The following is a 25,873-nucleotide window of genomic DNA, read 5'->3' on the forward strand; positions in this document are numbered from 1 at the left end:
AGTAGCGGCGAGCGAACGGGGAGTAGCCCTTAAGCAATTTTTGGTTTAGTGGAAGACTCTGGAAAGTGTCGCCATAGTGGGTGATAGCCCCGTACACGAAAGGCCAATTATTGTGAAATCGAGTAGGACGGGACACGTGAAATCCTGTCTGAACATGGGGGGACCATCCTCCAAGGCTAAATACTCCTGACTGACCGATAGTGAACCAGTACCGTGAGGGAAAGGCGAAAAGAACCCCGTTGAGGGGAGTGAAATAGAACCTGAATCCGTGTACGTACAAGCAGTGGGAGCCTACTTGTTAGGTGACTGCGTACCTTTTGTATAATGGGTCAGCGACTTAATTTCAGTAGCAAGGTTAACCGTATAGGGGAGCCGTAGGGAAACCGAGTCTTAATAGGGCGTTTAGTTGCTGGGATTAGACCCGAAACCGGGCGATCTATCCATGGGCAGGTTGAAGATTGAGTAACATCAATTGGAGGACCGAACCGACTATCGTTGAAAAGCTAGCGGATGACCTGTGGATAGGAGTGAAAGGCTAATCAAGCCCGGAGATAGCTGGTTCTCCTCGAAAGCTATTTAGGTAGCGCCTCGTGTATCACCATTGGGGGTAGAGCACTGTTTGGGCTAGGGGGTCATCCCGACTTACCAACCCCATGCAAACTCCGAATACCAATGAGTGCAATCACGGGAGACACACGGCGGGTGCTAACGTCCGTCGTGGAAAGGGAAACAACCCAGACCGTCAGCTAAGGTCCCAAAGTAACAGTTAAGTGGGAAACGATGTGAGAAGGCCCAGACAGCCAGGAGGTTGGCTTAGAAGCAGCCACCCTTTAAAGAAAGCGTAATAGCTCACTGGTCGAGTCGGCTCGCGCGGAAGATTTAACGGGGCTCAAACTGTTCACCGAAGCTACGGGTACGTAATTTATTACGTGCGGTAGAGGAGCGTTCTGTAAGCCGTTGAAGGTGTATCGGGAGGTATGCTGGAGGTATCAGAAGTGCGAATGCTGACATGAGTAACGACAAGGGGAGTGAGAAGCTCCCCCGCCGGAAGACCAAGGGTTCCTGCGCAACGTTAATCGGCGCAGGGTGAGTCGGCCCCTAAGGTGAGGTCGAAAGACGTAATCGATGGGAAACAGGTCAATATTCCTGTACCCCTTTTGACTGCGACGGAGTGACGGAGAAGGCTAGGTCAGCGCAGCGTTGGTTGTCTGCGTTTAAGATCGTAGGCTGGGGACCCAGGCAAATCCGGGTCCTCAAGGCCGAGAATTGATGACGAGGTTCTAAGGAACTGAAGTGATTGATGCCATGCTTCCAGGAAAAACTTCTAAGCTTCAGGTCAGAAGGGACCGTACCCCAAACCGACACAGGTGGTCAGGTAGAGAATACCAAGGCGCTTGAGAGAACTCGGGTGAAGGAACTAGGCAAAATGGCACCGTAACTTCGGGAGAAGGTGCGCCGGCTTTGGTGATCGGACTTGCTCCGTAAGCTGAGGCTGGTCGAAGATACCAGGTGGCTGCGACTGTTTATTAAAAACACAGCACTGTGCAAACACGAAAGTGGACGTATACGGTGTGACGCCTGCCCGGTGCCGGAAGGTTAATTGATGGGGTTATCTTCGGAGAAGCTCTTGATCGAAGCCCCGGTAAACGGCGGCCGTAACTATAACGGTCCTAAGGTAGCGAAATTCCTTGTCGGGTAAGTTCCGACCTGCACGAATGGCGTAACGATGGCCACGCTGTCTCCACCCGAGACTCAGTGAAATTGAAATCGCTGTTAAGATGCAGCGTATCCGCGGCTAGACGGAAAGACCCCGTGAACCTTTACTACAGCTTCACAGTGGATCTTGATGTTGCTTGTGTAGGATAGGTGGGAGGCTTTGAAGCGTGAACGCCAGTTTGCGTGGAGCCATCCTTGAAATACCACCCTGGCAATATTGAGGTTCTAACCCAGGTCCTGAAACGGGATCGGGGACATTGTGTGGTGGGTAGTTTGACTGGGGCGGTCTCCTCCCAAAGAGTAACGGAGGAGCACGAAGGTTGGCTAAGTACGGTCGGACATCGTACGGTTAGTGTAATGGCACAAGCCAGCTTGACTGCGAGAGGTACATCTCGAGCAGGTACGAAAGTAGGTCATAGTGATCCGGTGGTTCTGAATGGAAGGGCCATCGCTCAACGGATAAAAGGTACTCCGGGGATAACAGGCTGATACCGCCCAAGAGTTCACATCGACGGCGGTGTTTGGCACCTCGATGTCGGCTCATCACATCCTGGGGCTGAAGCCGGTCCCAAGGGTATGGCTGTTCGCCATTTAAAGTGGTACGCGAGCTGGGTTTAGAACGTCGTGAGACAGTTCGGTCCCTATCTGCCGTGGACGTTGGAAGTTTGAGAAGAGCTGCTCCTAGTACGAGAGGACCGGAGTGGACGGACCACTGGTGTTCGGGTTGTGTCGCCAGACGCATTGCCCGGTAGCTATGTTCGGACGGGATAACCGCTGAAAGCATCTAAGCGGGAAGCCCCCTTCAAGATGAGACTTCCCTGGGCACCAGATGCCCCTGAAGAGCCGTTAAAGACTATGACGTTGATAGGTTGGGTGTGTAAGTGCTGTGAGGCATTGAGCTAACCAATACTAATGACTCGTGCGGCTTGACCATATAACGCCAAAGCGATTTAGAGTGTAGAGATACACAGCCATACGCAAGAGTGTGAAGCAAGAAGCAGCTTAAGACAGGATTCCGGAACTGAGAGCCGATAGGCTTTGAGTTCAACCAGTTAAGCCTGGCGACCATAGAAGGTTAGAACCACCTGATCCCATCCCGAACTCAGCAGTGAAATGACCGATCGCCGATGGTAGTGTGGGGCTTCCCCATGTGAGAGTAGGTCATCGCCAGGCACTAATTAGAGAACCCCGATAGAGCAATCTGTCGGGGTTTTTGCTATCTGAAATAATACAAATGATTTTCACGCATATTTCAAATATGCTGCCACTACTTCACTTTATTAAATTCATGGACAGGCAGTATATCAATGATAAGAAAGGCCATTGCAAGCGATTGTGAGCAGATAGCGGATATCTACAACAACTATGTCCTGAACACTACTGTTACCTTTGAAGTTGACCCAGTTACTGCTGAAGAGATTGCCGAAAGACAGAAGAAATCCCTTTGTTTTCTGGTTTATGAACAGGATGGGTGTGTGCTCGGCTACGCTTATGCTGCAAATTATCATTCACGGGCAGCTTATCGCTATACGGCTGAAGGGTCGATTTACCTGAAAAATGGAATTGAAGGCCGTGGAATGGGTACCTTGTTATATGAAGCGTTATTCATTGCTGCAAAAGAGCTCGGTATTCGAGAAATGATTGGTGTGATTGCTCTACCCAATCAGAGTAGTGAGGCGTTGCATCAGAAGTTGGGGTATAGAAAGGTGGGAGTAATGAAGCGCTGTGGCTTTAAGTTTGATCAAGCTGTTGATACATCAATCTGGCAGCGCTCGTTATTGAGAGAGCATGGATAAGTTGTTGTGCAGCAGGCAATTACCTGCCGCACAGTTCCATTCTTAGGCCGCTGCTTCTTTCTGGATAAGATGAACGTCTCTCTGAGGGAATGGGATTTCAATACCTGCTTCATCAAGAGCCATTTTTATATTTTCATGAAGGCTGAAGTATACATCCCAATAGTCACTGGATTTTGCCCATGGGCGAACAGCAAAATTAACTGATGAATCTGCCAGAGCCAAGACTCCAATAGTCCATGCAGGGTCTTTAAGTACTTTATCATTGGATTGAAGTACTTGCTCAATGATGGCCCGAGTCTTTTTTAGGTCGGCTGAGTAGCTGACACCAATAACAAGGTCAATTCTTCTTTGTCCGGTTCTTGTGTAATTGATAATGTTATTACTTAAGACGTTGTTGTTGGGCACAACCACCATTTTGTTGTCTGGTGTTATAAGCACGGTCGTGAAAATCTGAACAGACTCAACAGAGCCGGCCACACCGGAAACTTCAACAAACTCTCCTTTTTTAACTGGGCGGAAGATGATTAATAAAACGCCGGCAGCAAAGTTTGAGAGTGAGCCTTGTAAAGCTAGGCCAATGGCCAAACCTGCGGCACCAATGATGGCAACCAGCGAGGCCGTTTGAATGCCAACACGACTCAGTGCCGCAACAGTGACAAACGCCAATATCAGGTATTTGGTCATGTTGCTGGTGAAGCTGGCAACAATTCCATCGACCTGTTTCTTTAACATAATTTTGTGGAGGGCATTACTGACCATACGGGCAATAACAATACCAATGACCAGTGTCAGAAGCGCTGAGACTATATTTACGAAGTACTCAATAAATAACGACTGGTTATTCTGCAGCCAATCTGCAGACTGGTTGAGAAGATCAACACTCATGTATGACTCCTTATTTAAGCTGGAGGCGAGAAAGAATATTTCGGGTGAAGAGAGTATCAGAAATCTAGGGGACGTCAGTCGTTTTTGACAACTTACCTGAAAATAGGTATGACGAAGTGACTCTCATCAGCAATTGGAAGAGATTCAGTCTGAAGCGATCGTTAACTCAAGGTCATCATCACCACCCTGATGCCCATCCATTTTAATCAGCAGTCGCATATTATTTGAAGAGTCTGCGTACTGCATAGCCTGCTGAGCAGAGATTTTTCCACTTTTGTATAGTTTGAATATCGACTGATCAATGGTTTGCATTCCTGATTCTTTAGAGCGTTCCATTAAATCAGGGATTTCGTCAACCTTACCCTTCTTGATGAGATCTGCCAGTGCCGGTGTATTGAGCAGAATTTCATGAGAAGGGCTGACACTGCTCGCATCTTCAGAGGCAATCAGCTGTTGCCCCATTATGCCATGCAGGCTCAGGGATAAATCCATGAGAATCTCTTCATGCTGTTCCTGGGGGAAAAAGTGAATAACCCTTTCCAGAGCCTGGTAAGCCGTATTTGCATGAAGTGTTGCTATACAAAGATGTCCGGTCTGAACAAACTCAATAGTATGTTTCATCACCTGTGGAGAACGGATTTCCCCGATAACGACAAGGTCTGGAGCTTGACGAAGGGCATTAGAGAGCCCTTCTTCATAAGTTTTTGTATCAAGGCCAACTTCACGCTGGGTAACGATGCAATTATTGTGGGTGTGGATAAACTCAATAGGGTCCTCAATGGTAATGATATGGCCTTTGCCCATTTTATTCCGGTGGTTTACCAGCGACGCCATGGATGTTGTTTTACCTGCTCCAGCGGGGCCTGTGATCAGTATCAAGCCGCGCTCCTGAAGAATCAGGTCGCAAAAAACATCGGGTAGGCCAAGCTCATTAGGCTCAGGTATGTGATGATGGATACGCCTGATCACCATTCCCGGCTCACTCTTCTGAAAAAAAGCACTGATACGAAAACGTCCTGACTCCGGGTTTTGGATAGCGTAGTTACACTCACGGGTTTCGCGGAACTCCTGAAAGCGTTTCACTCCCATCATTTTTTCGAAGATATGATAAGCCTGATCGCTGGTAAGAGCGGCTTTTGCTATGGATACCAGCTGACCATTGACTTTCAGGCAGGGAGGGTAGCCGACCGTTAGAAACAGTTCTGATCCGTTACGGTCAGCCAGTAAAGAGAGCGCTTTATTGATATCCACTGTAATAAGAGTTTCAAGTTGCCGGGACTCTTATTTTGTCGGCTTGATTAGCCCTCTCTTAATGCCTGACAGATATCTTCTTCCATATCTTCTGGCTTGGTTGTTGGGGCATATCGGTCAATAATCTCGCCCTTACGATTGATCAGAAACTTGGTAAAGTTCCATTTTATCTTCTGAGTGCCCAGCAACCCGGGGGCTTCAGATTTTAAATCTTTATAGATTGGAGCTGCAGCATCACCATTAACATCAATTTTTTCAAAGACTGGAAAGGTAACTCCGTAGTTCTTCTGACAGAAAGTACCAATCTCTTCACTGTCTCCAGGTTCCTGGCGACCAAATTGATTACAGGGAAAGCCCAGAATTACCAGCCCCTGATCCTTGTATTTATTGTATAACTCTTCAAGGCTCTGATACTGAGGGGTGAAGCCGCATTTACTGGCGGTATTGACGATTAAAATGACCTTGTTCTCATAGTCAGCGAGTTCTTTTATTTCCCCGCCTAGCAAGGGCATTCTGTACTTCTGTAGTTCCATGGTTGAACCTCGGTAGCGGCTCTTCTTATGATTAGACCCATGCAGCAAAATCACCATACAAACGGTATTGGATGACTAATGCTGTGCTGCACACTCAACAAGTAAATTTTCAGCTTATCAATAATGGACAGAATCTGATCGAGAAACAATAAAAAAACGGCCTGATATTCAGGCCGTAAAGATGAGGATTTGCGAATCACTGGCGTTAGCCAGTTAGTCAGGTCTGAAATTTCGTCGATGGCAGTCCCTCCATAGGTTGGCTGGTTAAGTGCTTGGGATGGCTCAACAAGGGCTTGGGGAGAGTCGGGTTGAGCCGAGAGTTTATTTTTAACCTTAATGAGAATGGTTATCATTCTAGTATTAAAATCCGGAGCAGTGCAAGTAACGAATGCAAATAAAAATGATTTTTGGTTAAAGTTTGTGCTCGGCGTCTTTTTAATACGATGATTTTGTTGGGTGGAAGTGACTTTGCCAGAAATCTCTTCTACTCGATCTAAGGCCTCAGAGGTCTATTTATGGCAAGTCGCCCATGGCTGTGTATGCTTTAAATAATGATGGTTAACAAAAAAACAGTTTATGGAGATGGTTTTGAAAAGGCGGCTGGGTATTTTATTGTGTGATGAGCATCATCCCGATTCCATTAAGAACTATGGTGCTTACGATGACGATTATAAGTCTATGATTGAGGCTGTGATGCCGGGACAGTGGCAGTATTCGGTCTGGCGGTGTTACGAAGGGGACTTCCCACCATCGGTGGATTGCTGCGATGTATGGATTATCAGTGGCAGTAAGTCCGCCGCTTACGACGAGGATCCCTGGATACAGACAATAAAATCTCTGGTTGTCGAACTGGATAAAAGTCAGGCGTTATTGGTTGGCATTTGCTTTGGCCATCAGCTGATTCATCAGGCACTGGGTGGAGAGGTTCAAAAATTTCATGGCGGCTGGGGGTTGGGAGCTTACCCCGTAAAAGCTACTGTAGCATTTGGAGGCTTTCAGCTTGGTGATACCATTCGTATTTTGGCAGTACACCAAGATCAGGTGATAAAGGCGGCTCCTGGTTTCTCGCTATTGGCGACATCTGATTTTTGTGAGAATGCCATTACCCAGAAAAGTTCTAGAATTCTTACATGGCAAGCTCATCCAGAGTTTGTGGATGGCTTTTTCAGGGATGTTTGTTCAAGACTTCGCGAGACCGTTGATAGTAGCTTAATTAGTAAGGCTCTGAATGAAGTTGGTTTACCGGATGATCGTGTGCAGGCAGGTAAGGCTATTGTTCATTTTCTTGCAGGTAATGGTTTAATGCTCTAGCAGCTCAAGTAATGTCAATTTGCCATAAGGATCCCTGTAGAGTTCAGCCTGCCAGTTTTGGCCACTACTCATCTGAAAAGCCAGCATATAACAGGTACCAAGGATATTTTGTATCTTGGCATCCGTTACCTTTAGAACTGAGTCTTGTTGAAAATCTTTGGCCGCAAATTTAGCGAGCTCCAGAACTTCCTGGTTTGGTCTCAATACCTGCCAGCCTCCAGCGTATTTTCTGTGGCCACCGTTTTTGCCTAACCAGTTTCCCGATGTTGAGCTTCCAGCCATACAGGCTGATAGCAGAACTGATAATACGACGATGGTAATCAGTTTGAACATCTTGATGAGCCAGCTGGAAATCATACAATAGAATTGTAGATCAGCTTTGTCACTCAAGAAGAGGTTTTGAGTTTTTTTCCTGCTTTATTGCAGAGTTCATTCAGTAATAGCCCGCAATTACCTTCAGTTACATAATCCCTGGGAATCATTTCGAGCCAACCACTTTTTCCTGATACCACAATAATATTGTCTTCTACCGTGATCATCTTTACTTGCTTATAGGGGCGAAATGCTGGTTTCAGCAATGAAGAGCTGATTTTGATGCCTCTCTCTTCAAGGATAAGGGTTCGGGTTTCCAGATCAAGGTCTGGTTGGTAGTGGAGACTAAAGCGCTTATGAACGGCATACTTGAGACCGAGATTCAGTATCCAGAAGGTAATGAAGGCAGAGCCAAATAGCCCGGAAAGAAGAATGGTACTCAGACTATTCCGAAAAATCAGTAGCGGGAAAAACAGGCAGGCAAGCGAAGCAACCCAGATCACCAAAGTATGCTTCGGGCTGTATTTAAGCATCAACTGATTGATGCGATTCTGGGCTTGCCCGGTAATGTGATAAGTAATATGCATCAGAGCGCTTTGCGGTATTTACCTTCGTAGTCAAACAGCTTATCAATGATCTTCCAGTAATGTTTTTCTTTCTGAGCAATGACAAAGTCAGGTTTGCGAAATTTCTTCCTGCTGTGGATAACATTATCCACAGTTGACGCCCTGAATGGCTCCGCACGATTAATCAAGGCATGCTTGCCAAAATGATGGTAGAAGGCACCTTGTTGGGATGGCGTATCCAGTCTGAAAAATTCATTAATTTCGGCGCCATCTTCATCATGGTAGGTGATCTTGATTCTCTGTTTGCCCTGAGGATCTTTATCAGCACTCATTTCCATACCAGAACACCGGATCACCATGCAGTTCTTAAGGTTCAGAGCCTCTCGAAGTTTTTTATCCGGGTCTACCAGTCCGTTCTGGCAGCTGTGGCACTTTCTGGCAGCAATATCATTTTCAGCACCACACTGATTGCACTCTTTAAAACGGTAGCGGAACTCACATTGTTCTTTTACTTCTCTACCGTTGTCATCCAGAAACGCTTCAAAGCCCTGGCAGCGCCGACCATAGTGTTCAACCAGATCGCCGTCACTATCGGTAACGCCCCAGAAATTATTCTCGTGTCCACAGGCCGGACAGGGAACCGTTACCGGTACAGCTTTGGAGTCCGGTTTGGGTTCACCGACTTCCGGGCTGTATAAACTGAAGCGGTTGCCAGCATAATCAATAATCAGGCAGTCTTTTTTATCGGGCGCGAGACGCAGCCCCCGACCAGCTATCTGCTGATAAAGGCTGACGGACTCTGTTGGACGCAGTATGGCAATCAGGTCAACATGGGGTGCATCAAAGCCTGTAGTGAGTACTGAAACATTCACAAGGAATTTGAGCTGCTGCTGTTTGAAGGCTTCGATCAGGCGATCCCGCTCTTTTGATGGCGTATCACCAATAATCAGAGCGCTCTCATTTTCTGGAAGGTAACCCATGATCTCACGGGCATGGTCTACCGTAGACGCAAACACCATGACGCCTTTACGGGTTGTCGCTTCTCTTTTTACCTGTTCAATGATTTCACGGGTGGCCCGGGTTTTTCCTTTTAATAACTGATTCAGCTCCTGCTCCCCATAACGTCCAAAGCTGTCTCTGGATAGCTGGCTGAAGTCATAGAAAACAATAGGTGCATCAACGACCTCTGGTGTCGTGAGGTAACCATTATCAACCATGTAGGCGAGTGGCAGTTCAAACAGACACTCTTTGAAAAAACGAGGCTCTTCTGTTCTGACAGCCCCTTTGTTCTCAGAGCTTTGGTGATACTGATACAACCAACCCATCCCCAGGCGATAAGGAGTTGCTGTTAAACCGAGAACCTTAAGGTGTGGATTCAGACGTTTAAAGTGTTCAATGACTTTGTGGTAACTGGAGTTTTTTTCCATGGATACCCGGTGGCACTCATCAATAACCAGCAGGGTGAATGTTTTCTCATCCGGCGTGTTTTGAAACTGCTCCAGGTTTCTGACAACGCTTTGCACACTGCCAAATATTACCTGTTCAGAGGCCTCTTTTTGCCCAAGTCCTGCACTGAAGATAGAAGCCTTCAAGTCATAGCTTTCATACTTGGCGTGGTTCTGCTCTACCAGTTCCTTTACATGAGCCAGCACCAGAACACGACCTCGGGCGATACGGGCCAGTTCAGAGATAACAAGGCTCTTTCCTGCTCCTGTGGGCAGTACAAGCAGGGCCGGATCATCGGATTTGCGAAAATGCCGTATCACACTGTGAACGGCATCTTTTTGATAGGGGCGGAGCTGGTAGACCATTAATCAGCCAAATCTCTTTTGAAGATAGTGGCTAATATCGCCGGATTCATACATCCAGGTATCGTCTTTGCCCTCTTCCTGAATACGCAGGCAGGGTACCTGAACCTTACCTCCCATCTGTTGTAGTTCATTACGGGCCTGAGCGTCATTCATGGCATCCTTGGTCTGGATATTCAGGCCCAGTTTGTGAATGGCTCTGCGGGTTTTGATACAGAAAGGACATGCCTTGAACTGGTAGAGCGTCATATTGGCTGTTTGTGCATTCACCTGGGCTTGTTGTTCTGGTGAACGAGCCATCGCTTTAGGGCGGGTAAGCTTATCCGCAGCTGCAATACCGTAGCCTAATACATTACGAATAATTTTTAATAGCATAGGTTTCTAATACCAGTGAAAAAACTCATTGTATCAGCTAAGTCAAAGCTTATGACTGAGAACTATGAGGTTTATACGAAATCGAATACTCGGTGTATGATGTGGCACGGATAATAAATGACAATTAAATTTCTACAAGGAAATGCCATGAAGCCGGAAACCATTGCCCTGCATGCAGGCTATGAGGGGGATCCAACAACCCGTGCTGCCACAACACCCATCTATCAGACGGTATCTTACACCTTTGATGATACCCAGCACGGGGCTGATCTGTTTGATCTGAAGGTTGCGGGCAATATTTACTCGCGAATCATGAACCCAACCAATGCTGTGCTGGAAGCGAGACTGGCAGCTCTGGAAGGCGGAATTGGTGCGCTGACGGTTGCTTCCGGCATGATTGCCATCACCTATGCTCTGCAGACCATTGCGGATGCTGGCAGCAATATTGTTTCTACCAGTCAGCTCTATGGCGGGACTTATAACCTCTTTGCCCACACGTTCCCGCGCCAGGGCATTGAAGTACGTTTTGCTTCCCATGACGACTACGATGGACTGGAAGCGCTGATTGATGAAAACACCCGTGCTGTTTTCTGTGAGTCCATTGGCAACCCTGCCGGTAACATTGTCGACATCCAGAAACTGGCCGAACTGGCGCACCGTCATGGTGTACCGCTGGTGGTGGATAACACGGTTGCAACGCCTATCCTGTGTCGTCCAATCGAGCATGGTGCCGATATTGTGGTGCACTCCCTGACCAAGTACGTGGGTGGCCATGGTACAACGCTAGGGGGTGTGATTATCGACAGTGGCAAGTTTGACTGGGCTGGAAACAAAGAACGTTTTGCCATTCTCAATGAGCCTGACCCTTCTTATCACGGTGTCGTTTATACCGAAGCACTTGGAGAAGCGGCCTTTATCGGCCGTGCCAGAGTGGTTCCATTGCGAAATACGGGTGGAGCACTGGCGGCGCAGAGCGCATTCCAGTTGATGCAGGGGCTGGAAACCCTGGCATTACGGATGGAACGGCACTGTGAAAACGCAGAAAAGGTCGCTGCTTTTCTACAGAGTCACCCTCAGGTCAGCTGGGTCAATTATGCGGGTCTGGATGATAGCCCTTATCGTGCAACGGCGGATAAGATCACCGCTGGTAAGGCTTCCGGAATATTAAGCTTTGGGATTAAAGGTGGAAAAGAAGCGGGAGCCCGCTTTATTGACGCCCTACAGATGGTTCTTCGGCTGGTGAATATTGGCGATGCCAAGTCTCTGGCCTGCCATCCGGCATCCACTACCCACCGACAGCTTAACCCTCAGGAGCTGGAGTCTGCTGGCGTTTCTGAAGATATGGTTCGCCTTTCAATCGGTATTGAACATATCGACGATATTATTGCGGATGTTGATCAGGCGCTGCAGGCCAGCATGGCTTAGGCTCTGTTGACATAAGGTTGCAGGCTTAGCTCAAACCAGAGCACTTGTGGCCAGGCGCGGGAACGCAGGAATACCAACGTCTTTCAAGTTCCTGCAACAACGTCACGGGTGTTCTGGTTTGAGCCCGGAGGGTGGCTCGTATAGCCGCCTTCCAGCTTCGTTGGACTGGTTTGATGTAGAACCACTACACCTGCACCAGTCCGCCTTGTGGAAGACGGCTATACGAGCCACTGAGCCTGCAACCTTATGTCAACAGAGCCTAATGATCCTGTGCCAGACAGGCTCCTGTCTGGTTTTCCCTGCTCAGGCTTTGTACGAATTGCTTGAAGCAATATCGACGTGCTAGCGTTCGGCTTCTTTAAAAACAACGATGGAGGATGGGTTGATGATTGTAGTAACCACTTGCCGGACGCAGATGGAAATAAATCTCTAATCGAGTTTTCTGGTCCGGTCTTTTGTTACCGGGGCCTTACCGCCCTTTGATAAACAATCGTTTACAAGATGATGTCGTTTACTTTGAACCTATAAGTAACGCGTCAGGGCTTTTATTCATGTTGAATTTACTCGCATTAAACCACCTGGGCTGGCGCCCTTTCTTTCAACAGCAGTTATCACTGGATGAACTGGAAGACTGCAGTGTTGCCAGAGTGATGGAGCATCATCGCTCAAGCTATGAGCTGATGAGTGATGAGGGTTATATGGCTTTGCCGGCAAATCCCAACTATCCGGCGATGACGGTTGGTGACTGGGTACTGCTGGATAGAGAGCATCGTCTGATACGGTTATTTGAGCGACAATCACTCTTCAGTCGTAAAGCTGCAGGGTCTAGAGTGACTGCCCAGCTGATCGCTGCCAATGTGGATACCGTATTTATTGTCTGTTCAATGAATCAGGATTTCAGCCTGAATCGAATTGAGCGCTACCTTGCACTGGCACATGAAGCGGATGTAGAACCGGTGATTGTTCTTACCAAGGCGGATCTCTGTGACGAACCTGAACAGTATGTAGAGCAGGTAAGACAGCTGGATTCCCTGCTTATGGTGGAAGCCGTTAATGCACTGGATATATCGAGCGTTGAGGTTCTGATGAGCTGGTGCCGACCAGGGCAGACGGTAGCCTTTCTCGGGTCTTCCGGTGTTGGAAAGTCCACACTATTTAACTCGATCTTCCAGGAGAATAGCCAGCACACCAGCGCTATTCGAGAGGAAGACAGTAAAGGAAGGCATACAACAACATCGAGATCATTGCGGTGTGCAACGGGTGGTTTCCTGCTGATGGATACTCCGGGAATGCGTGAGCTGCAACTGGCAGACTGTGAGCAGGGAGTTGAGCAGACATTTGCTGATATCAGTGAAATTTCCAGTCAATGTCGTTTTTCTGACTGCCAGCATGACGGTGAGCCAGGTTGTGCCATCAATGCTGCCATTACCAATGGTAAGCTTGATCCTCGCCGGTTGAGCAGTTACCAGAAGCTGATGAGAGAGCAGGCCATCAATGGAGCCAGTATTGCAGAACGACGAGCAGCGGATAAGCAGTTTGTGAAAATGTGTAAGACCATCCAGTCAGGAAAAAAGGCAAGAAAGCATGAGATGTAAATAAGGCTTTCTTGGGACAGGGAGTAGAGTCTGAGTAACTGCTCAGACTCTACTCGTTTGTTTCAGCAGATCCGTGATAAGCCTGACAGGCTTCTATATTCTCAATGCCGTTTTTAAACGTGTCAGTTTTTCTTCCAGAATGCTCTTTGGGCAGCCAAGGTTCAGACGAATAAAACCACGGCCATCCTCACCAAAACAATACCCCATGCTTGGAATGACGCCAGCGGTGTGAACTCTCTTTTCCAGATCTTCATCGCTTAACTTTAACGTTCGGCAATCAAGCCAGGCAAGGTAAGTGGACTCTTGTGGGCGATACTGAATATGCGGCAATTCTTTTTTGATAAATTGCTCAAGAATACGACTGTTTTCGTGCAGGTAGGCAACGGTTTGATCAACCCATTCAGCTCCTTCTCGATAGGCTGCCTGGTTGGCTGCCAGACTGAAGGCACTGTAAACATCAATCCCGTATGCCTGAAGCTTGTTCTTCAGCCCGGTTGATTCCTGTTCATTAGGAATCATGGTGTTGGTCAGACGCAGTGAAGGCAGGCCAAAGGTTTTGGTACCGGCAATGCAAACCGCCATTTTCTGCTGGTGTTCTTCTCGGGTTCGAAGGCAGCTGAAGAAACGGTGTTCAGAGAAATCGATATCTGCCCAGATCTCGTCAGAGATCAGGTAAACGCCGTATTGATGGCAAAGCTCACAGACACGGGAAATTTCCCCTTCAGTCCATACCCTGCCAACCGGGTTGTGTGGGTTGCAGAAGATCATCACTTTGACGCCACTGCGGAATTTACTTTCCAGATCATCAAAGTCGATGGTGTAGTAACCGTTGTCGTTGATCAGCGAAGAAGTGGCCAGTGTTCTCTGAGTATTGGTGATGGTTCGGAAAAAAGCATGATACACCGGAGTTAATACCAGTACCTGATCACCGGGCTGGCTCCAGCTTTCGACCAACATGGCGATGGCAGGCAGGCTGCCGGGTGTTGTGTGAAACCATTCTTTCTGCAGGTGTACCTGATGCCGTTCACGCCACCAGTCAGTCAGTGATGAGAAATACTCGTCACTGCGCTCAGAGTAGCCAAAGATGCCATGATCCAGACGTTCCTGAAGAGGTTTCAGGATAAAGTCCGGTGCCTTGAAATCCCAGTCAGACACCCAGCTTGGCAGTGCTTCGCCCTTGGGGACACCCAGCCACTTTTCCATATAGTCCCACTTCAGGCAGTCCGTACCATAGCGGTTGATCACAGCATCCAGTTCAGGGTGCATAAATATACCTCAGTAAGAAAGCCCCTGCGGGGGCTTTCCTTTCACTAGCAATTGTTAAGCGGTGGCGGGGTTGGCTTTTAAACCTGGCTCTTTGGCATCGTTGTTAAGTCTGGCGATACCGATATTCATGGTGGCCAGAATCATGGCAAAGATCACGCCAGCGTAGTTCTGAATAGCCCATGGCAGGTAATCGAGGGTCGATACGCCCAGTGTGGCGGCCATGAACACACCGGCGTTTGTCCATGGGACCAGAGGCTCGATAACGGTTCCGGCATCTTCAATGGTGCGGGACAGGTTTTTGGCATCCAGTCCCATGCGCTTATAAGTATCACGAAGCAGTTCAGAAGGAATCAGTAGAGCCAGCTTGCCATCAGATGTTGTACATACCACGGTAAAGGTGGTGGCAATGGTTGCAGCAATCAGGCTGGCGGTGCCTTTGATGCCTTTTGCCAGCATGCCTACCATAACCTTCAGGCCACCGGTCAGTGCCAGGGTACCGGCGAATGAAAAGGCGCAGAACACCAGCAGAACCATGCCCATCATGGAGAACAGGCCGCCGCGGTTTACCAGAGTCATAACATCACTGATGACAGTGATATTGCCCAGACCCGCATCAGCAAACATGCTGCTGTTGAAGCCGTTCAGCATGGCGCTGAGTGCCGTTGCCAGACTGAAGCCCTGAATAGCAACCGCATTGATAATACCAACGATAATGGCTGCGATCATCAGAGGTATGGTTGGCAGCTTGCGGATAGCACCCCACAGGATAATAACCGGTGGCAGCAGCAGGAAAATATTCAGGGTAAAGAGCTGATCCAGGTTGGCCAGAATATGAATTACCTTTTCCGGGGTTTCTGAAGAAACACCGCTGGTGCCCGAGAAGAAGAACACCGTTGCTGCCAGTATGAATGCAGGCAGTGTCGTCCACAACATGTGCTGAATGTGAGAGTAAAGGTCCGTTCCTGCAACGACCGGGGCAAAGTTGGTACTGTCCGACAGTGGCGAAATCTTGTCACCAAAATAAGCACCGGAAACCACAGCACCAGCAACAGCAGCAAGGTTGGCATCCATTCCAGCGGCAACCCCCATCAGGGCAACACCGACGGTACCTGCAGAACCCCAGGAGGTGCCGGTGCAGAGAGAGACCAGACAGGTAACGAGGAAGGATGTCAGCAGAAGGTATTCCGGGCTGATAATTTTCAGGCCGTAATACACCAGCATGGGGATAGTACCACCAATCATCCAACTGCCAATCAGGCCACCAACCAGCACCAGAATGAAAACCGCTGGCAGTGTTTTTGCCAGTCGTTCAACAATGGCTTCCTGAATGTCATCCCAGCTGTAACCCTGTTTCCAGGCAACACCGGCAGCAATAATGGCAGAAGTGAGCAGCAGTGCTTCAATGGGCAACCCGTAAACACCATAGCCAACCATCAGCAACAGCAGCATGGAAAATATGGGAACAAGGGCCAGGCCCGCAGAGGTTTCTTTAACCGTTTGTGAAGTACTCATGTAATTTACACCGCCAGATGATCACTATTTCACAGATGCGCGCATCATATTCGCAATGTTGATCCCGTTTTATGATGTAAATCAATGAAATAATGTGAGGGGATTTGATGTAATTTACATAAGAAGTAGAGAGTATCTCCATGTCGACCATTAACGATGTTGCGAAAGCCGCCGGTGTTTCAACCGCTACGGTGTCCCGGGTCATCAACCGTTCCCCAAGTGTTCTGCCAGAAACCATTGCCCGTGTTGAACAGGCTATGATGCAGTTGGGTTATCAAACGAAAGATAATCGTCGTCTGTCCATAAATCAGGGCGGAGATACGATCGGTCTGATTCTCAGTAACTTCAACTCACCATTCTTTGGTTTGCTGACCCAGGGCGTAGAGAAAGTGGCCCGGAAATACGGACGTAAGTTAATTGTTGCCAGTGGCCAGTATGATCCTGAGCTGGAAGAGGAGGCACTGAATTATCTGTTGAACAAAGGCTGTCGCAATATTGTGATGCACAGTAAAGCGATGAGTGACGATCAACTGATACGAGTTGCCAGCAAGCTCCCAGGATTTGTCATTGTTAACCGCTATGTGCCGGGTATGGAAGAGCAGTGCGTCTGGCTGGAGAATCGCAAGGGCACGTATCTGGCAACCAAGCATTTGCTGGATCATGGTCATCGCAACATCGCGTATATCAGCTGTGAGCTTGAAATCGACGATAAGGCTGAGCGCTTTTTCGGGTACCAGAAGGCTTTGGAGGAGGCTGGAATTAGCGTGAACCCTGACTGGGTGGAAGAAGTGCCTTTTGGTGAGCATGGTGGTGCGTTGGCTGCAACCAACTTGCTAAATAAAGGACTTCCAGTGACTGCACTGGTTGCTTACAACGACTTTTTTGCTGCTGCAGCTATCCAGGTGTTTGCAGATCACGGCATTTCAGTACCGGACAGATTGTCTGTGGTGGGCTTTGACGATGTTCTGCCCCAGTGTTACTTCACACCCAGATTAACCACTGTTCGCAGCCCGATTGAGAGTATGGCAATTCATGCGGCAAGGTTGTGTGTGGAAGGTTTTGAAAGTGGAGTCTCAACAAGGTTTCAGCCATTGCTGGTGCGACGAGACTCTGTGGCTCAGGCAGTATCAACTTAAACAAAGCAACGGTTGAGGTTGATGAAGACTATTTAATTTGCACTTCTATTTATCGACTACCAGCAGCAGTTGCTTGGAACCAATGGTTTGAGCATGTGTCTATCGAGAGGAGCTCTATATTTATCTCTATCCAAATTCTTGGAGGTTAGCAATGTCTGTTGGATCACCTACTATTTCAGGCCCACCACCGGAATGGGGAAAAACAACAGAAAGTAAGCAAGATAATTCAGCGATACCCCAGAGTGCAGAAAGATTTTCTATCATGGACGCAGGGAGGGGAATGCTTTCATCATTACTGGGATATTTATATGCTCCAGTTGACTTAGTTACTCGCAAAGTTGTTTGTACAGAACCTATAACCAGTTTCCTTTTAAAGGGATATGTGCAAAAGCAACAACCTGAAAACATAAAGTGGATGATTGATCAGGGCATGACCTTTGACAAGCTTCATGAGCATGTAATGCCTCAATGTGAGCCATTAGTGATTAAAGCTGTCAAGGGAGGAGATTATGATTCATTGAAAATGCTGGTTGAGCATGGCGCACCTTTTAATGGTGGTTCTTTCTGGACCGGTGGGGAGTTACTGAGAGATGCATTCAATGCGAAAAAAAATCAGTCCGAGATAGTTGAATTCCTTCTAGATAGAAGTGTCTTCTCAGCAGAGAAATCGGTAAATCTTATTGATGATCCAGTGGCACAAGAGGATGTCCGAAGTGCACGGCAAGTGGCTTTAAATGATGCCATAAATGCGAGATGCAGCGACCATATACTTTGTCTTATGCTAAGAGAGGTCGGAGCCAGCGGAGTTGATAGGCCAGAGTTTACTGATGAGAAATGTAAGTCTCTATACGACAAAGGACTTGAGTTAGAACTTTTTGAAGTTTCTGAAGACTCCGGGGACTCAGAGGATGCCAAAAAGATCCTGAGGATTGCTGTTGATAAAGCACACAATAAGCTTGAAGATACACGATTAGAAAACCGGCAGTTTTGACCTTCTAAGGTTTAACTTCTCGTTACCAGAGAGGATAGCTAAGTCAGTTTCAAGCTTTCCTCCTTGGTGGTCTCCAAGACTAATAATTATTCATAGCATTAAGACATTGTCAGCCATATATCTTATCCGGTAACCAGGTTGCCAGTTCTGGCCATACAGCTAACGCACACAAAACAAGCAATTGGATGATAATGAATGGAATCACTCCTTTGTAGATATCGGAGGTAGCCACTTCTGGCGGCGCAACTCCGCGTAAATAGAAAAGAGCAAAACCGAAAGGCGGTGTCAGGAAAGAGGTTTGCAGATTGACTGCAATCATAATCCCCAGCCATACCGGGTCCAGTCCCATAGCCAGCAGCACCGGTGCAACCATGGGCACGACGACAAAGGTGATCTCGATAAAATCGAGAATAAAGCCCAGCAGAAACATCACCAGCATCACTATCAATAGGGCAGTAAATACTCCACCGGGCATGGCCTCAAAATAACTGTGAATCAGCTCTTCTCCATTAAAACCTCGAAAAACCAGGGAAAATATGGAGGCTCCAATCAGAATCAGGAAGACCATGCAGGTGACCTGTGTCGTTGATCGAACCACTGCTCTCAATGTTTTGATACTGAGCTGTCTGCGTAGAATCGCCAGCAGAATTGCGCCCACTGCACCGACACTGGCAGCTTCTGTCGGTGTTGCAGCTCCCGCCAGTATTGAGCCCAGAACAGCGACAATCAACAACAGAGGTGGTAACAGACTGAACAAGAGAGAGCTGTTACTGCTCATGGCTTCCAAGTCATCATCAGTCAGTGCCGGTGCAGCATCAGGTTTGACGCGGGCAACAATGATCAGATAAACGACATAACAAAAAACCAGCAGTAAGCCGGGAATGATGGCGCCGACAAACAGATCACCAACTGAAACCGTATCCGGTGAGAAGATGCCCATTTTGATCTGCGATTGCTGATACGCACTGGATAAGACATCGCCCAGCAGAACCAGGGCAATGGAGGGAGGAATGATCTGCCCAAGGCTACCCGTTGCACAGATAGTTCCTGTCGCCAGCGCGGGGGAATATCCCCGACGCAGCATGGTTGGCAGAGATAACAGCCCCATGGTGACGACTGTGGCTCCGACTATTCCGGTACTGGCGGCCAGCAGCATGCCAACAACGGTGACCGAGAGGCCAAGCCCCCCCCGGGTTTTACCAAACAGCCGGGCCATGCTTTCCAGGAGGCTCTCTGCCACTTTGGATTTTTCCAGCATCACCCCCATAAAGACAAACAACGGTACAGCGATCAGCGTCTGGTTGGTGATGACACCAAACAGCCGGCTAGGCAGGGCATTCATTAACGAGAGATCAAATACGCCAAACAGTGATCCAGCTCCGGCAAACAGCAGGGCCGTCCCTGCCAGTGAAAACGCTACGGGATAACCAGCCAGCAGTACCAGGCAGACGGTGGCAAACATCAGAAAAGGAATGGCATCCATCATGATCTGTCCTCCTGACCGACTTCATTATTGGTGAGGATCATCAGAGAACGCATCAGTTCGGCAACGCCCTGCAGCAGAAGGGAAACCACCATCACCAGCAGAAGGCTTTTCAGCAGATAGATAAAAGGGAGCCCACCGGGGTCCTGGGATCGCTCCAGAATTTGCCAGGAACGTGCGATATAATCCCAGCTCATGACGCCAATAAACAAACAGACTGGTATCAGCATGAAAACCGTGCCCAGGCTGTTAACCAGTGCCTGCTTTTTTGGGCTCATGGTTCGATAGAAAACATCAACCCGGACATGGCCATTGTGCTTGAGTGTGTAAGCGCTGGCTCCCAGGAAGACCATTGAGTGCAGATACATGGCCGACTCCTGCATGGCGATGGAGCCGATATTTAACAGGTAGCGCAGAACCACTACGGTACAGACGACAAATACCAGCAGTAATGTTAGCCAGCTGATCAATCTTCCGGTGTGTTCTGTGAATTGGTCGATAGTGGCTACCACTGACCTAGCGTATTTCCAGGTGGGATTCATACTGTCTTTCCCCCGGCAGCCACAGCATCGAATGTGGGCTACTTGTTATTATCATTATTTGTTGGTGTTCTGGTGCTGAAAGCTGTTCTGGCTGATTTGAACTTTAAAAACTGGGTTAAAGGATGAATTTACTGAAAAAACTACAGTAATCAGAAGGCTTTGAGCGATGCCATTATAGGCTTCCCAGTGACGGTGGATCAATTTAGCTATCTTTCTTCATGCAGCTTATCCAGATAATTCTTCTGCCTTCATAGAATTGTCATATTAGAACTCTATATTTGTTTTCCAGAAGTCAAGCAAGGAGGCTCACGCCTCAGATCAATCTTTGATAGCCCTGAATTATTAGAAGGTGCTGTTTATCGAACAGGGCGTGCAAGCCTGGAGGGCAAAAGATGAAAATAAAAAAACTCATAACTGCGCTGTCTGCTACTGCAGCGCTGGCTGGTGGCTCTGCAATGGCCAGCCAGTTGGATCCATCCCTGCCAACGTATAATAAGTCCAGTGGTGTATCCGGTAATCTGTCATCCGTTGGTTCTGACACTCTGGCTAACTTGATGACGCTTTGGGCCGAAGACTTCAAGCGTATTTATCCCAGTGTGAATGTTCAGATTCAGGCTGCGGGCTCATCCACTGCACCTCCCGCCCTGACAGAAAGTACCTCTAATTTTGGTCCCATGAGCCGGAAAATGAAGGACAAAGAGCTGGCAGCTTTTGAGAAGAAGCACGGTTACAAACCAACGCCAATTCCGGTTGCTATTGATGCTCTGGCTGTCTTTGTGAACAAAGACAACCCCATCAAAGGGCTGACCATGGCTGAAGTAGATGCGATTTTCTCATCCACCCGTAAGTGTGGCGCCAATAGTGAAATGAAGACTTGGGGTGACATCGGCCTGAGTGGTTCCTGGACCAATCGATCAGTGCAGCTCTATGGGCGTAACTCGGTATCCGGCACTTATGGCTATTTTAAGAAGAAGGCTCTGTGCAAGGGTGACTTCAAAAACAGTGTGAATGAGCAGCCTGGCTCCGCCTCTGTTGTTCAGTCAGTTTCTGCATCATTGAATGGTATCGGTTATTCCGGTATTGGCTACAAAACCTCCAGTGTAAGAACTGTTGCACTTGCCAAGAAAGAAGGTCAGGCCTTTGTAGAAGCGACAGCTCTGAATGCTGTTGATGGCAGCTATCCTCTGTCACGCTTTCTTTATGTATATGTGAATAAGCAGCCTAACAAGCCATTGTCTCCACTTGAGCGAGAGTTTGTTAAGCTGGTGCTTTCCAAGGAGGGTCAGGAAGTGGTTGTGAAGGACGGTTATATCCCACTGCCAGGCAAGGTTGTGGATAAATACCTCGCTAAGCTCGGGCTTGATAATACGACAGTTGCCAGTAAGTAATTTTATTGATGATTTTATAAAAGCCACTGTCATGAGTGGCTTTTATATTGGCTAACCCATCAACGCCTGATCAAGATCCTTTTTCAGATCATCAATATCCTCTATTCCAACAGAGAGACGGATCAGGTTGTCGTGAATACCAATCTGTCTGCGGGTCTCGGGAGGAATGCTGGCATGGGTCATAATGGCTGGTTGCTCAGCGAGGCTTTCCACACCACCAAGACTTTCAGCCAGAGTAAACACCTTCAGCGTTGAGAAAAAGCGTGAGCTTTCCTCAAGCGACCCTTTTATTAAGACTGAAATAATTCCACTAAATCCTGTCATTTGTCGTTTGGCTAAATGATGTTGTGGATAACTTTTTAAACCAGGATAAATTACTTTTTCTATCTGCTGGTGGCTTTCCAGCCATTCGGCCAATTGTTGAGCATTATCATTATGGGCTTGCATGCGTAATGCCAGCGTCTTGATTCCACGTAATGCCAGATAGCTGTCAAATGGACCAGCAATACTGCCAATGGCATTCTGCAGGAACGTCATCTGGTCATTGAGTTCAGGATTATCACCAATAATCACTGCACCACCAATGATATCTGAATGGCCGTTCAGATATTTGGTGGTTGAGTGCACGACAATGTCTGCCCCCAGGTTCAATGGTTGCTGGTTAAACGGGGTGGCAAACGTGTTATCCACAACGACCAGAATGTTTCTTTTCCGGGCCAGATCACAGATGGCTTCGATATCAACCAATTTAAGCAGGGGGTTGGTTGGGCTCTCTATCCAGATCATTCGGGTATTATTTTGAATGGCTCTCTGAAAGGCCTGTGGAGCAGACATATCAATAAAGCTGAATGACAAACCGGCACTTCTCCTGCGTACCTGGTCAAACAGACGGAAAGAACCACCATAAAGATCATCCATGGCAATGACATGATCACCGTGGTCGAGCAGCTCAAGAACGGTGGCAATAGCGGCCAGACCTGAGGCAAAGGCATACCCTTTCCGGCCATTTTCCAGGCTGGCGAGCTGGCGCTCAAGGGCAAAACGGGTAGGGTTCTGGCTTCTTGAGTATTCAAACCCGGTGTGTTGCCCGGGAGCCTGCTGTGCATAGGTGGACGAGGTCACAATAGCAGGCATGACCGCACCGGTAACCGGATCAAGCTCCTGGCCACCATGAATGGTACGGGTAGCAAAACGCATGCTTTTACTGGTCATAGGCTTTCCAGTTCTCCAGTTAGGTGATGCTGTTCAAGCCACTGATGATTAAATGCTTTAGATAGATAGCGGTTGCCAGTGTCACAGGCAAGGGTAACTACGGTTTTAGGGGTGGTCTGTTGCTGACAATATCTCAGTGCTGCCGCTAGTAAAACACCTGTTGAAGTGCCCGCCAGAATCAGTTCCCTGTTAAACAGTGCTCTTGTATGGCTGAAGGCATCTTGATCTGAAATAGTGAAGGCTTGATCCGCCAGGGACAGATCGCAGTTATCAGGGACAAAGTCTTCTCCGATCCCTTCGACCAGCCAGCTGCCGGGCGTTTTTTCTGGAGCGTTGTTGACCTTATCTGCCAGCAACGAACCTTCGGGATCTGCCAGAATCAGTTCTACTCTTGGCTTTTGAGCTTTCAGGTAGCGACCGGCACCGGTCAATGTGCCTCCGGTACCCACACCACAGACAAACGCATCTACCTTGCCTGCGGTTTGCTGCCAGATTTCCGGACCAGTGGTTTTGAAATGGGCTTCAATATTTGCCTTATTGGCAAACTGGTTGGTGTAAAAGTATCCCTTCTGCTGACTGAGCCTTTCTGCCAGATCCAGATAATAGTCAGGGTGACCACGGCTAACATCTGAACGGGTGAGAATCACGTTAGCGCCCATCATCTTGAGTAGATCTATTTTCTCCTGACTCATTTTGTCAGGTATGACCGTATTCATCTGATAACCTTTGGCGCGGCAAATGGCTGAGAGGCTTATGCCGGTATTACCTGCGGTTGCTTCAATAATCTCCTGCCCGGGCTTCAGTTCTCCCTTGCTCTCTGCTGTGTTGATAATGCTCAGTGCTGTTCTGTCTTTGATAGAGCCGTTGGGGTTGTTGCATTCCAGTTTGATGTATAGCTGGCAGCAGCCAGTATCAAAGTGGGTCAGCCGGATAAGTGGGGTATTGCCGATCAGATCTAGTATCGATGTTTTTTGAGTCATACAGGTGGTAACCAACAGTTGTACTGGCGATCACAGTATTGGCAAAAATAGAGAGTGGCTTGGAATGGATTGTTTTAACGATATAGCTGAGTAGATATTTTGTCTGATCTTTGATCAATCAGTTATGCAGAGAAAATGACGGAGTAATTATGGAAATAAATTGAAAAAGCAAGGCTGCAATAAAAAAGTGTCAGTCATTTACACGTATGGTTCTGCCATATCACGAGATTTGGTATTTTTTTGGTAGTGGTTTTTACGTAGCTTGTTGCAATAAAAAAACCGTAATGCGTACTCCGTCATAAATCAGTTACAGAGTCTGATATGACCTCTTTTTTTTAAAGTGTGAAACTAGTCTCGACTTCACAACGAAGTCAACACAAATAAAACACACACAAGTATTGAATAAACTTATAAATCTTAGTGAGGTCACACAATGAAAAAGATTACTGCTATTACTGCCGCTGTTGTTGTTGCAACTTTATCATCAACTGCCATGGCTGGTGAATGGTTTGCTGGTATCGAAGGTGGTAAAGCTTATAACAAAGCAGAAATTAAAGAGATTGTTTCCGACGATAAAGCAAAGAGTAAGTTTTATGGTGTAAGAGTTGGTAAATACCTGGATGATAATATCCGGGTTTATGGAACTCTGAGCAAGAACAAATTCAAAGAGATCAATGATAACGCGGGTGGAAAATTTATTAAGAATCAGAAAAGCCTGATGTTATCCAGTGACTATGTATTTATGGAAGATTCTTCCATTCGGCCATTTGTTGGTGGTTCTCTCGGAGCTACACGCATTGGTATTGCTGGAAAAAGCACGACGGGTCTCGCTTATGGTGCACAAGCTGGTGTGATGTTTCAGGCAGGACCGGTAGATATGGAGATAGGTGCAAAATATATTGGTAATAACGCAAAGGTAAAAAAGGATGGTATGCAAGCTAAGTTGAAAAACTCTCGACAGGCATACCTGTCTGCATCGTACCGCTTCTGATTAATTATTGTGTGGTGTGTGGGAGAGAGATGGAATTTTCTCCATTCTTAATTGACCATATTTAATGGCTGATGGAATCAATAAATTAATATTTCATATTTCGAATTTATCAAGATGTTATTTATAAAAGTATCTTGTTATTAAAACTGTATTGGGGGATTCAAATGAAAAAGATAATGACCATTGCTGCAGCTATCACTGTTGCCACTTTGTCTTCAACTGCGATGGCGGGTGACTGGTTTGTTGGTTTGGAAGGTGGTAAAGCTAATAACAAAATTTCAGCCAGTGGAACTGTACATGATTTCATTTCAGAAAAAGATTTATCAGGATCTGTATCTGATAAAAAAGCCAAAAGTAAGTTTTACGGTGTGAGAGTAGGTAAATACCTGGATGATAATGTCCGTGTATATGGAACATTGAGTAAAAACAAGTTTAAAAATTCTAAAGTGGATGGCGATCGGGTTGTTAACAGTCAGAAAAGTCTGATGTTATCCAGTGACTATGTCTTTATGAAAGATTCTTCCATCAGGCTTTTTGCAGGTGTTTCCCTTGGTGCGACAAGGGTTGGTGCCTTCGGGAAGAACAAAACAGCACTGGCTTATGGCGCCCAGGCTGGCGTCATGTTTCAGGCCGGACCAGTGGATATGGAACTTGGTATGAAATACCTTGGTAATAACGCCAAAGTGAAGTTAGATGCAGGAGAGTTTGGCAATGGGGAAGTAAAATTTAATAACTCTCGCCAAGCTTACCTCTCTGCATCCTATCGCTTCTAATAGAGGCTCTACAAGAAAGTCAGAGA

General features: G+C 47.4%; 23 protein-coding genes and 2 rRNA genes. 11 read left to right on the top strand and 14 right to left on the bottom strand.

Annotation, left to right across the window (positions count from 1 at the left end; translation table 11 throughout):
- The 3 genes from GV64_RS24115 (at nucleotide 1) to GV64_RS02560 (ending at nucleotide 3,512) form a co-directional block, all read left to right on the top strand.
- A 23S ribosomal RNA gene (locus GV64_RS24115) occupies nucleotides 1-2,650 on the top strand.
- A 123-nt stretch (nucleotides 2,651-2,773) separates the two neighbouring features.
- Nucleotides 2,774-2,889: ribosomal RNA gene (gene rrf, locus GV64_RS02555) — 5S ribosomal RNA — on the top strand.
- Nucleotides 2,890-3,023: 134 nt separating this feature from the next.
- Nucleotides 3,024-3,512: a GNAT family N-acetyltransferase gene (locus GV64_RS02560; RefSeq protein WP_020584736.1), complete on the top strand. Its 489-nt coding sequence runs from the start codon at nucleotides 3,024-3,026 to the stop codon at nucleotides 3,510-3,512.
- Nucleotides 3,513-3,554: 42 nt separating this feature from the next.
- Here the strand turns inward: GV64_RS02560 and mscS are convergent, their stop codons facing one another.
- The 4 genes from mscS to GV64_RS02580 form a co-directional block, all read right to left on the bottom strand.
- On the bottom strand, nucleotides 3,555-4,397 hold the full coding sequence (mscS, locus tag GV64_RS02565) for a small-conductance mechanosensitive channel MscS (RefSeq protein ID WP_020584735.1): 843 nt from the start codon (nucleotides 4,395-4,397) through the stop codon (nucleotides 3,555-3,557).
- Between the two features lie 144 nt (nucleotides 4,398-4,541).
- Nucleotides 4,542-5,648, bottom strand: a complete 1,107-nt coding sequence (locus GV64_RS02570) for a PilT/PilU family type 4a pilus ATPase (protein ID WP_020584734.1) — start codon at nucleotides 5,646-5,648, stop codon at nucleotides 4,542-4,544.
- Nucleotides 5,649-5,695: 47 nt separating this feature from the next.
- On the bottom strand, nucleotides 5,696-6,181 hold the full coding sequence (locus tag GV64_RS02575; protein ID WP_026258596.1) for a glutathione peroxidase: 486 nt from the start codon (nucleotides 6,179-6,181) through the stop codon (nucleotides 5,696-5,698).
- 50 nt (nucleotides 6,182-6,231) lie between these two features.
- The gene (locus tag GV64_RS02580) at nucleotides 6,232-6,534 is read right to left on the bottom strand and encodes a hypothetical protein (protein ID WP_020584732.1); all 303 of its coding nucleotides are present in this window, start codon (nucleotides 6,532-6,534) and stop codon (nucleotides 6,232-6,234) included.
- 229 nt (nucleotides 6,535-6,763) lie between these two features.
- On the opposite strand from GV64_RS02580, the gene GV64_RS02585 reads away from it, so the two are divergent.
- Complete coding sequence (locus tag GV64_RS02585; protein WP_033403655.1) at nucleotides 6,764-7,492, top strand: type 1 glutamine amidotransferase; 729 nt, start codon at nucleotides 6,764-6,766, stop codon at nucleotides 7,490-7,492.
- Here the strand turns inward: GV64_RS02585 and GV64_RS02590 are convergent.
- From GV64_RS02590 to GV64_RS02605, 4 genes are read right to left on the bottom strand one after another with little or no spacing between them, the layout of a single operon-like run.
- Nucleotides 7,481-7,825: a hypothetical protein gene (locus GV64_RS02590; RefSeq protein WP_152553901.1), complete on the bottom strand. Its 345-nt coding sequence runs from the start codon at nucleotides 7,823-7,825 to the stop codon at nucleotides 7,481-7,483. The two genes, GV64_RS02585 and GV64_RS02590, sit on opposite strands and share 12 nt — an antisense overlap.
- A 53-nt stretch (nucleotides 7,826-7,878) precedes the next feature.
- Complete coding sequence (locus GV64_RS02595) at nucleotides 7,879-8,391, bottom strand: hypothetical protein (RefSeq protein ID WP_020584729.1); 513 nt, start codon at nucleotides 8,389-8,391, stop codon at nucleotides 7,879-7,881.
- Nucleotides 8,391-10,181: a DEAD/DEAH box helicase gene (locus GV64_RS02600; RefSeq protein ID WP_020584728.1), complete on the bottom strand. Its 1,791-nt coding sequence runs from the start codon at nucleotides 10,179-10,181 to the stop codon at nucleotides 8,391-8,393. The genes GV64_RS02595 and GV64_RS02600 overlap by 1 nt, the downstream gene beginning before the upstream one ends.
- A gap of 3 nt (nucleotides 10,182-10,184) precedes the next feature.
- Nucleotides 10,185-10,553: a glutaredoxin family protein gene (locus GV64_RS02605; protein ID WP_020584727.1), complete on the bottom strand. Its 369-nt coding sequence runs from the start codon at nucleotides 10,551-10,553 to the stop codon at nucleotides 10,185-10,187.
- A 147-nt stretch (nucleotides 10,554-10,700) separates the two neighbouring features.
- On the opposite strand from GV64_RS02605, the gene GV64_RS02610 reads away from it, so the two are divergent.
- Both GV64_RS02610 and rsgA read left to right on the top strand, forming a co-directional pair.
- Nucleotides 10,701-11,978, top strand: coding sequence for an O-acetylhomoserine aminocarboxypropyltransferase/cysteine synthase family protein (locus tag GV64_RS02610; protein WP_020584726.1), 1,278 nt, complete (start codon nucleotides 10,701-10,703; stop codon nucleotides 11,976-11,978).
- Nucleotides 11,979-12,529: 551 nt separating this feature from the next.
- Nucleotides 12,530-13,573 carry a ribosome small subunit-dependent GTPase A gene (rsgA, locus tag GV64_RS02615; protein WP_020584725.1) on the top strand — a complete coding sequence of 348 codons (1,044 nt, stop codon included), beginning with the start codon at nucleotides 12,530-12,532 and terminating at the stop codon, nucleotides 13,571-13,573.
- A 93-nt stretch (nucleotides 13,574-13,666) separates the two neighbouring features.
- Here the strand turns inward: rsgA and GV64_RS02620 are convergent, their stop codons facing one another.
- Complete coding sequence (locus GV64_RS02620; protein WP_020584724.1) at nucleotides 13,667-14,839, bottom strand: MalY/PatB family protein; 1,173 nt, start codon at nucleotides 14,837-14,839, stop codon at nucleotides 13,667-13,669.
- Between the two features lie 54 nt (nucleotides 14,840-14,893).
- Entirely contained in the window at nucleotides 14,894-16,351 is a 1,458-nt protein-coding gene (gene nhaC / locus GV64_RS02625; RefSeq protein WP_020584723.1) for a Na+/H+ antiporter NhaC, read from the bottom strand.
- A gap of 140 nt (nucleotides 16,352-16,491) precedes the next feature.
- Between nhaC and GV64_RS02630 the strand changes: the two genes are divergently transcribed.
- On the top strand, nucleotides 16,492-17,487 hold the full coding sequence (locus tag GV64_RS02630) for a LacI family DNA-binding transcriptional regulator (RefSeq protein ID WP_020584722.1): 996 nt from the start codon (nucleotides 16,492-16,494) through the stop codon (nucleotides 17,485-17,487).
- 151 nt (nucleotides 17,488-17,638) lie between these two features.
- A complete protein-coding gene (locus GV64_RS02635; protein WP_152553902.1) occupies nucleotides 17,639-18,478 on the top strand; it encodes a hypothetical protein in 840 nt (279 codons plus the stop codon).
- Nucleotides 18,479-18,587: 109 nt separating this feature from the next.
- Here the strand turns inward: GV64_RS02635 and GV64_RS02640 are convergent, their stop codons facing one another.
- Both GV64_RS02640 and GV64_RS02645 read right to left on the bottom strand, forming a co-directional pair.
- Entirely contained in the window at nucleotides 18,588-19,964 is a 1,377-nt protein-coding gene (locus tag GV64_RS02640; protein ID WP_020584720.1) for a TRAP transporter large permease, read from the bottom strand.
- The gene (locus GV64_RS02645) at nucleotides 19,961-20,503 is read right to left on the bottom strand and encodes a TRAP transporter small permease subunit (protein WP_033403629.1); all 543 of its coding nucleotides are present in this window, start codon (nucleotides 20,501-20,503) and stop codon (nucleotides 19,961-19,963) included. The genes GV64_RS02640 and GV64_RS02645 overlap by 4 nt, the downstream gene beginning before the upstream one ends.
- Nucleotides 20,504-20,895: 392 nt before the next feature.
- On the opposite strand from GV64_RS02645, the gene GV64_RS02650 reads away from it, so the two are divergent.
- On the top strand, nucleotides 20,896-21,891 hold the full coding sequence (locus GV64_RS02650; RefSeq protein ID WP_020584717.1) for a PstS family phosphate ABC transporter substrate-binding protein: 996 nt from the start codon (nucleotides 20,896-20,898) through the stop codon (nucleotides 21,889-21,891).
- 51 nt (nucleotides 21,892-21,942) lie between these two features.
- Here the strand turns inward: GV64_RS02650 and GV64_RS02655 are convergent, their stop codons facing one another.
- Together GV64_RS02655 and GV64_RS02660 are read right to left on the bottom strand one after the other, a co-directional pair.
- Nucleotides 21,943-23,103 (bottom strand): trans-sulfuration enzyme family protein, encoded by a 1,161-nt coding sequence (locus GV64_RS02655; protein WP_020584716.1) that lies wholly within the window; start codon nucleotides 23,101-23,103, stop codon nucleotides 21,943-21,945.
- Nucleotides 23,100-24,083, bottom strand: coding sequence for a PLP-dependent cysteine synthase family protein (locus GV64_RS02660; protein ID WP_020584715.1), 984 nt, complete (start codon nucleotides 24,081-24,083; stop codon nucleotides 23,100-23,102). The genes GV64_RS02655 and GV64_RS02660 overlap by 4 nt, the downstream gene beginning before the upstream one ends.
- A 433-nt stretch (nucleotides 24,084-24,516) precedes the next feature.
- On the opposite strand from GV64_RS02660, the gene GV64_RS23540 reads away from it, so the two are divergent.
- Together GV64_RS23540 and GV64_RS02670 are read left to right on the top strand one after the other, a co-directional pair.
- Nucleotides 24,517-25,074, top strand: a complete 558-nt coding sequence (locus GV64_RS23540; RefSeq protein WP_020584714.1) for an outer membrane beta-barrel protein — start codon at nucleotides 24,517-24,519, stop codon at nucleotides 25,072-25,074.
- Nucleotides 25,075-25,238: 164 nt separating this feature from the next.
- A complete protein-coding gene (locus tag GV64_RS02670) occupies nucleotides 25,239-25,847 on the top strand; it encodes an outer membrane beta-barrel protein (RefSeq protein ID WP_152553903.1) in 609 nt (202 codons plus the stop codon).
- The last annotated feature ends 26 nt before the right edge of the window (nucleotides 25,848-25,873 follow it).

Origin of the sequence: Endozoicomonas elysicola, from assembly GCF_000710775.1 — a bacterium.
In the GTDB taxonomy this organism is placed as follows: Bacteria; Pseudomonadota; Gammaproteobacteria; order Pseudomonadales; family Endozoicomonadaceae; genus Endozoicomonas; species Endozoicomonas elysicola.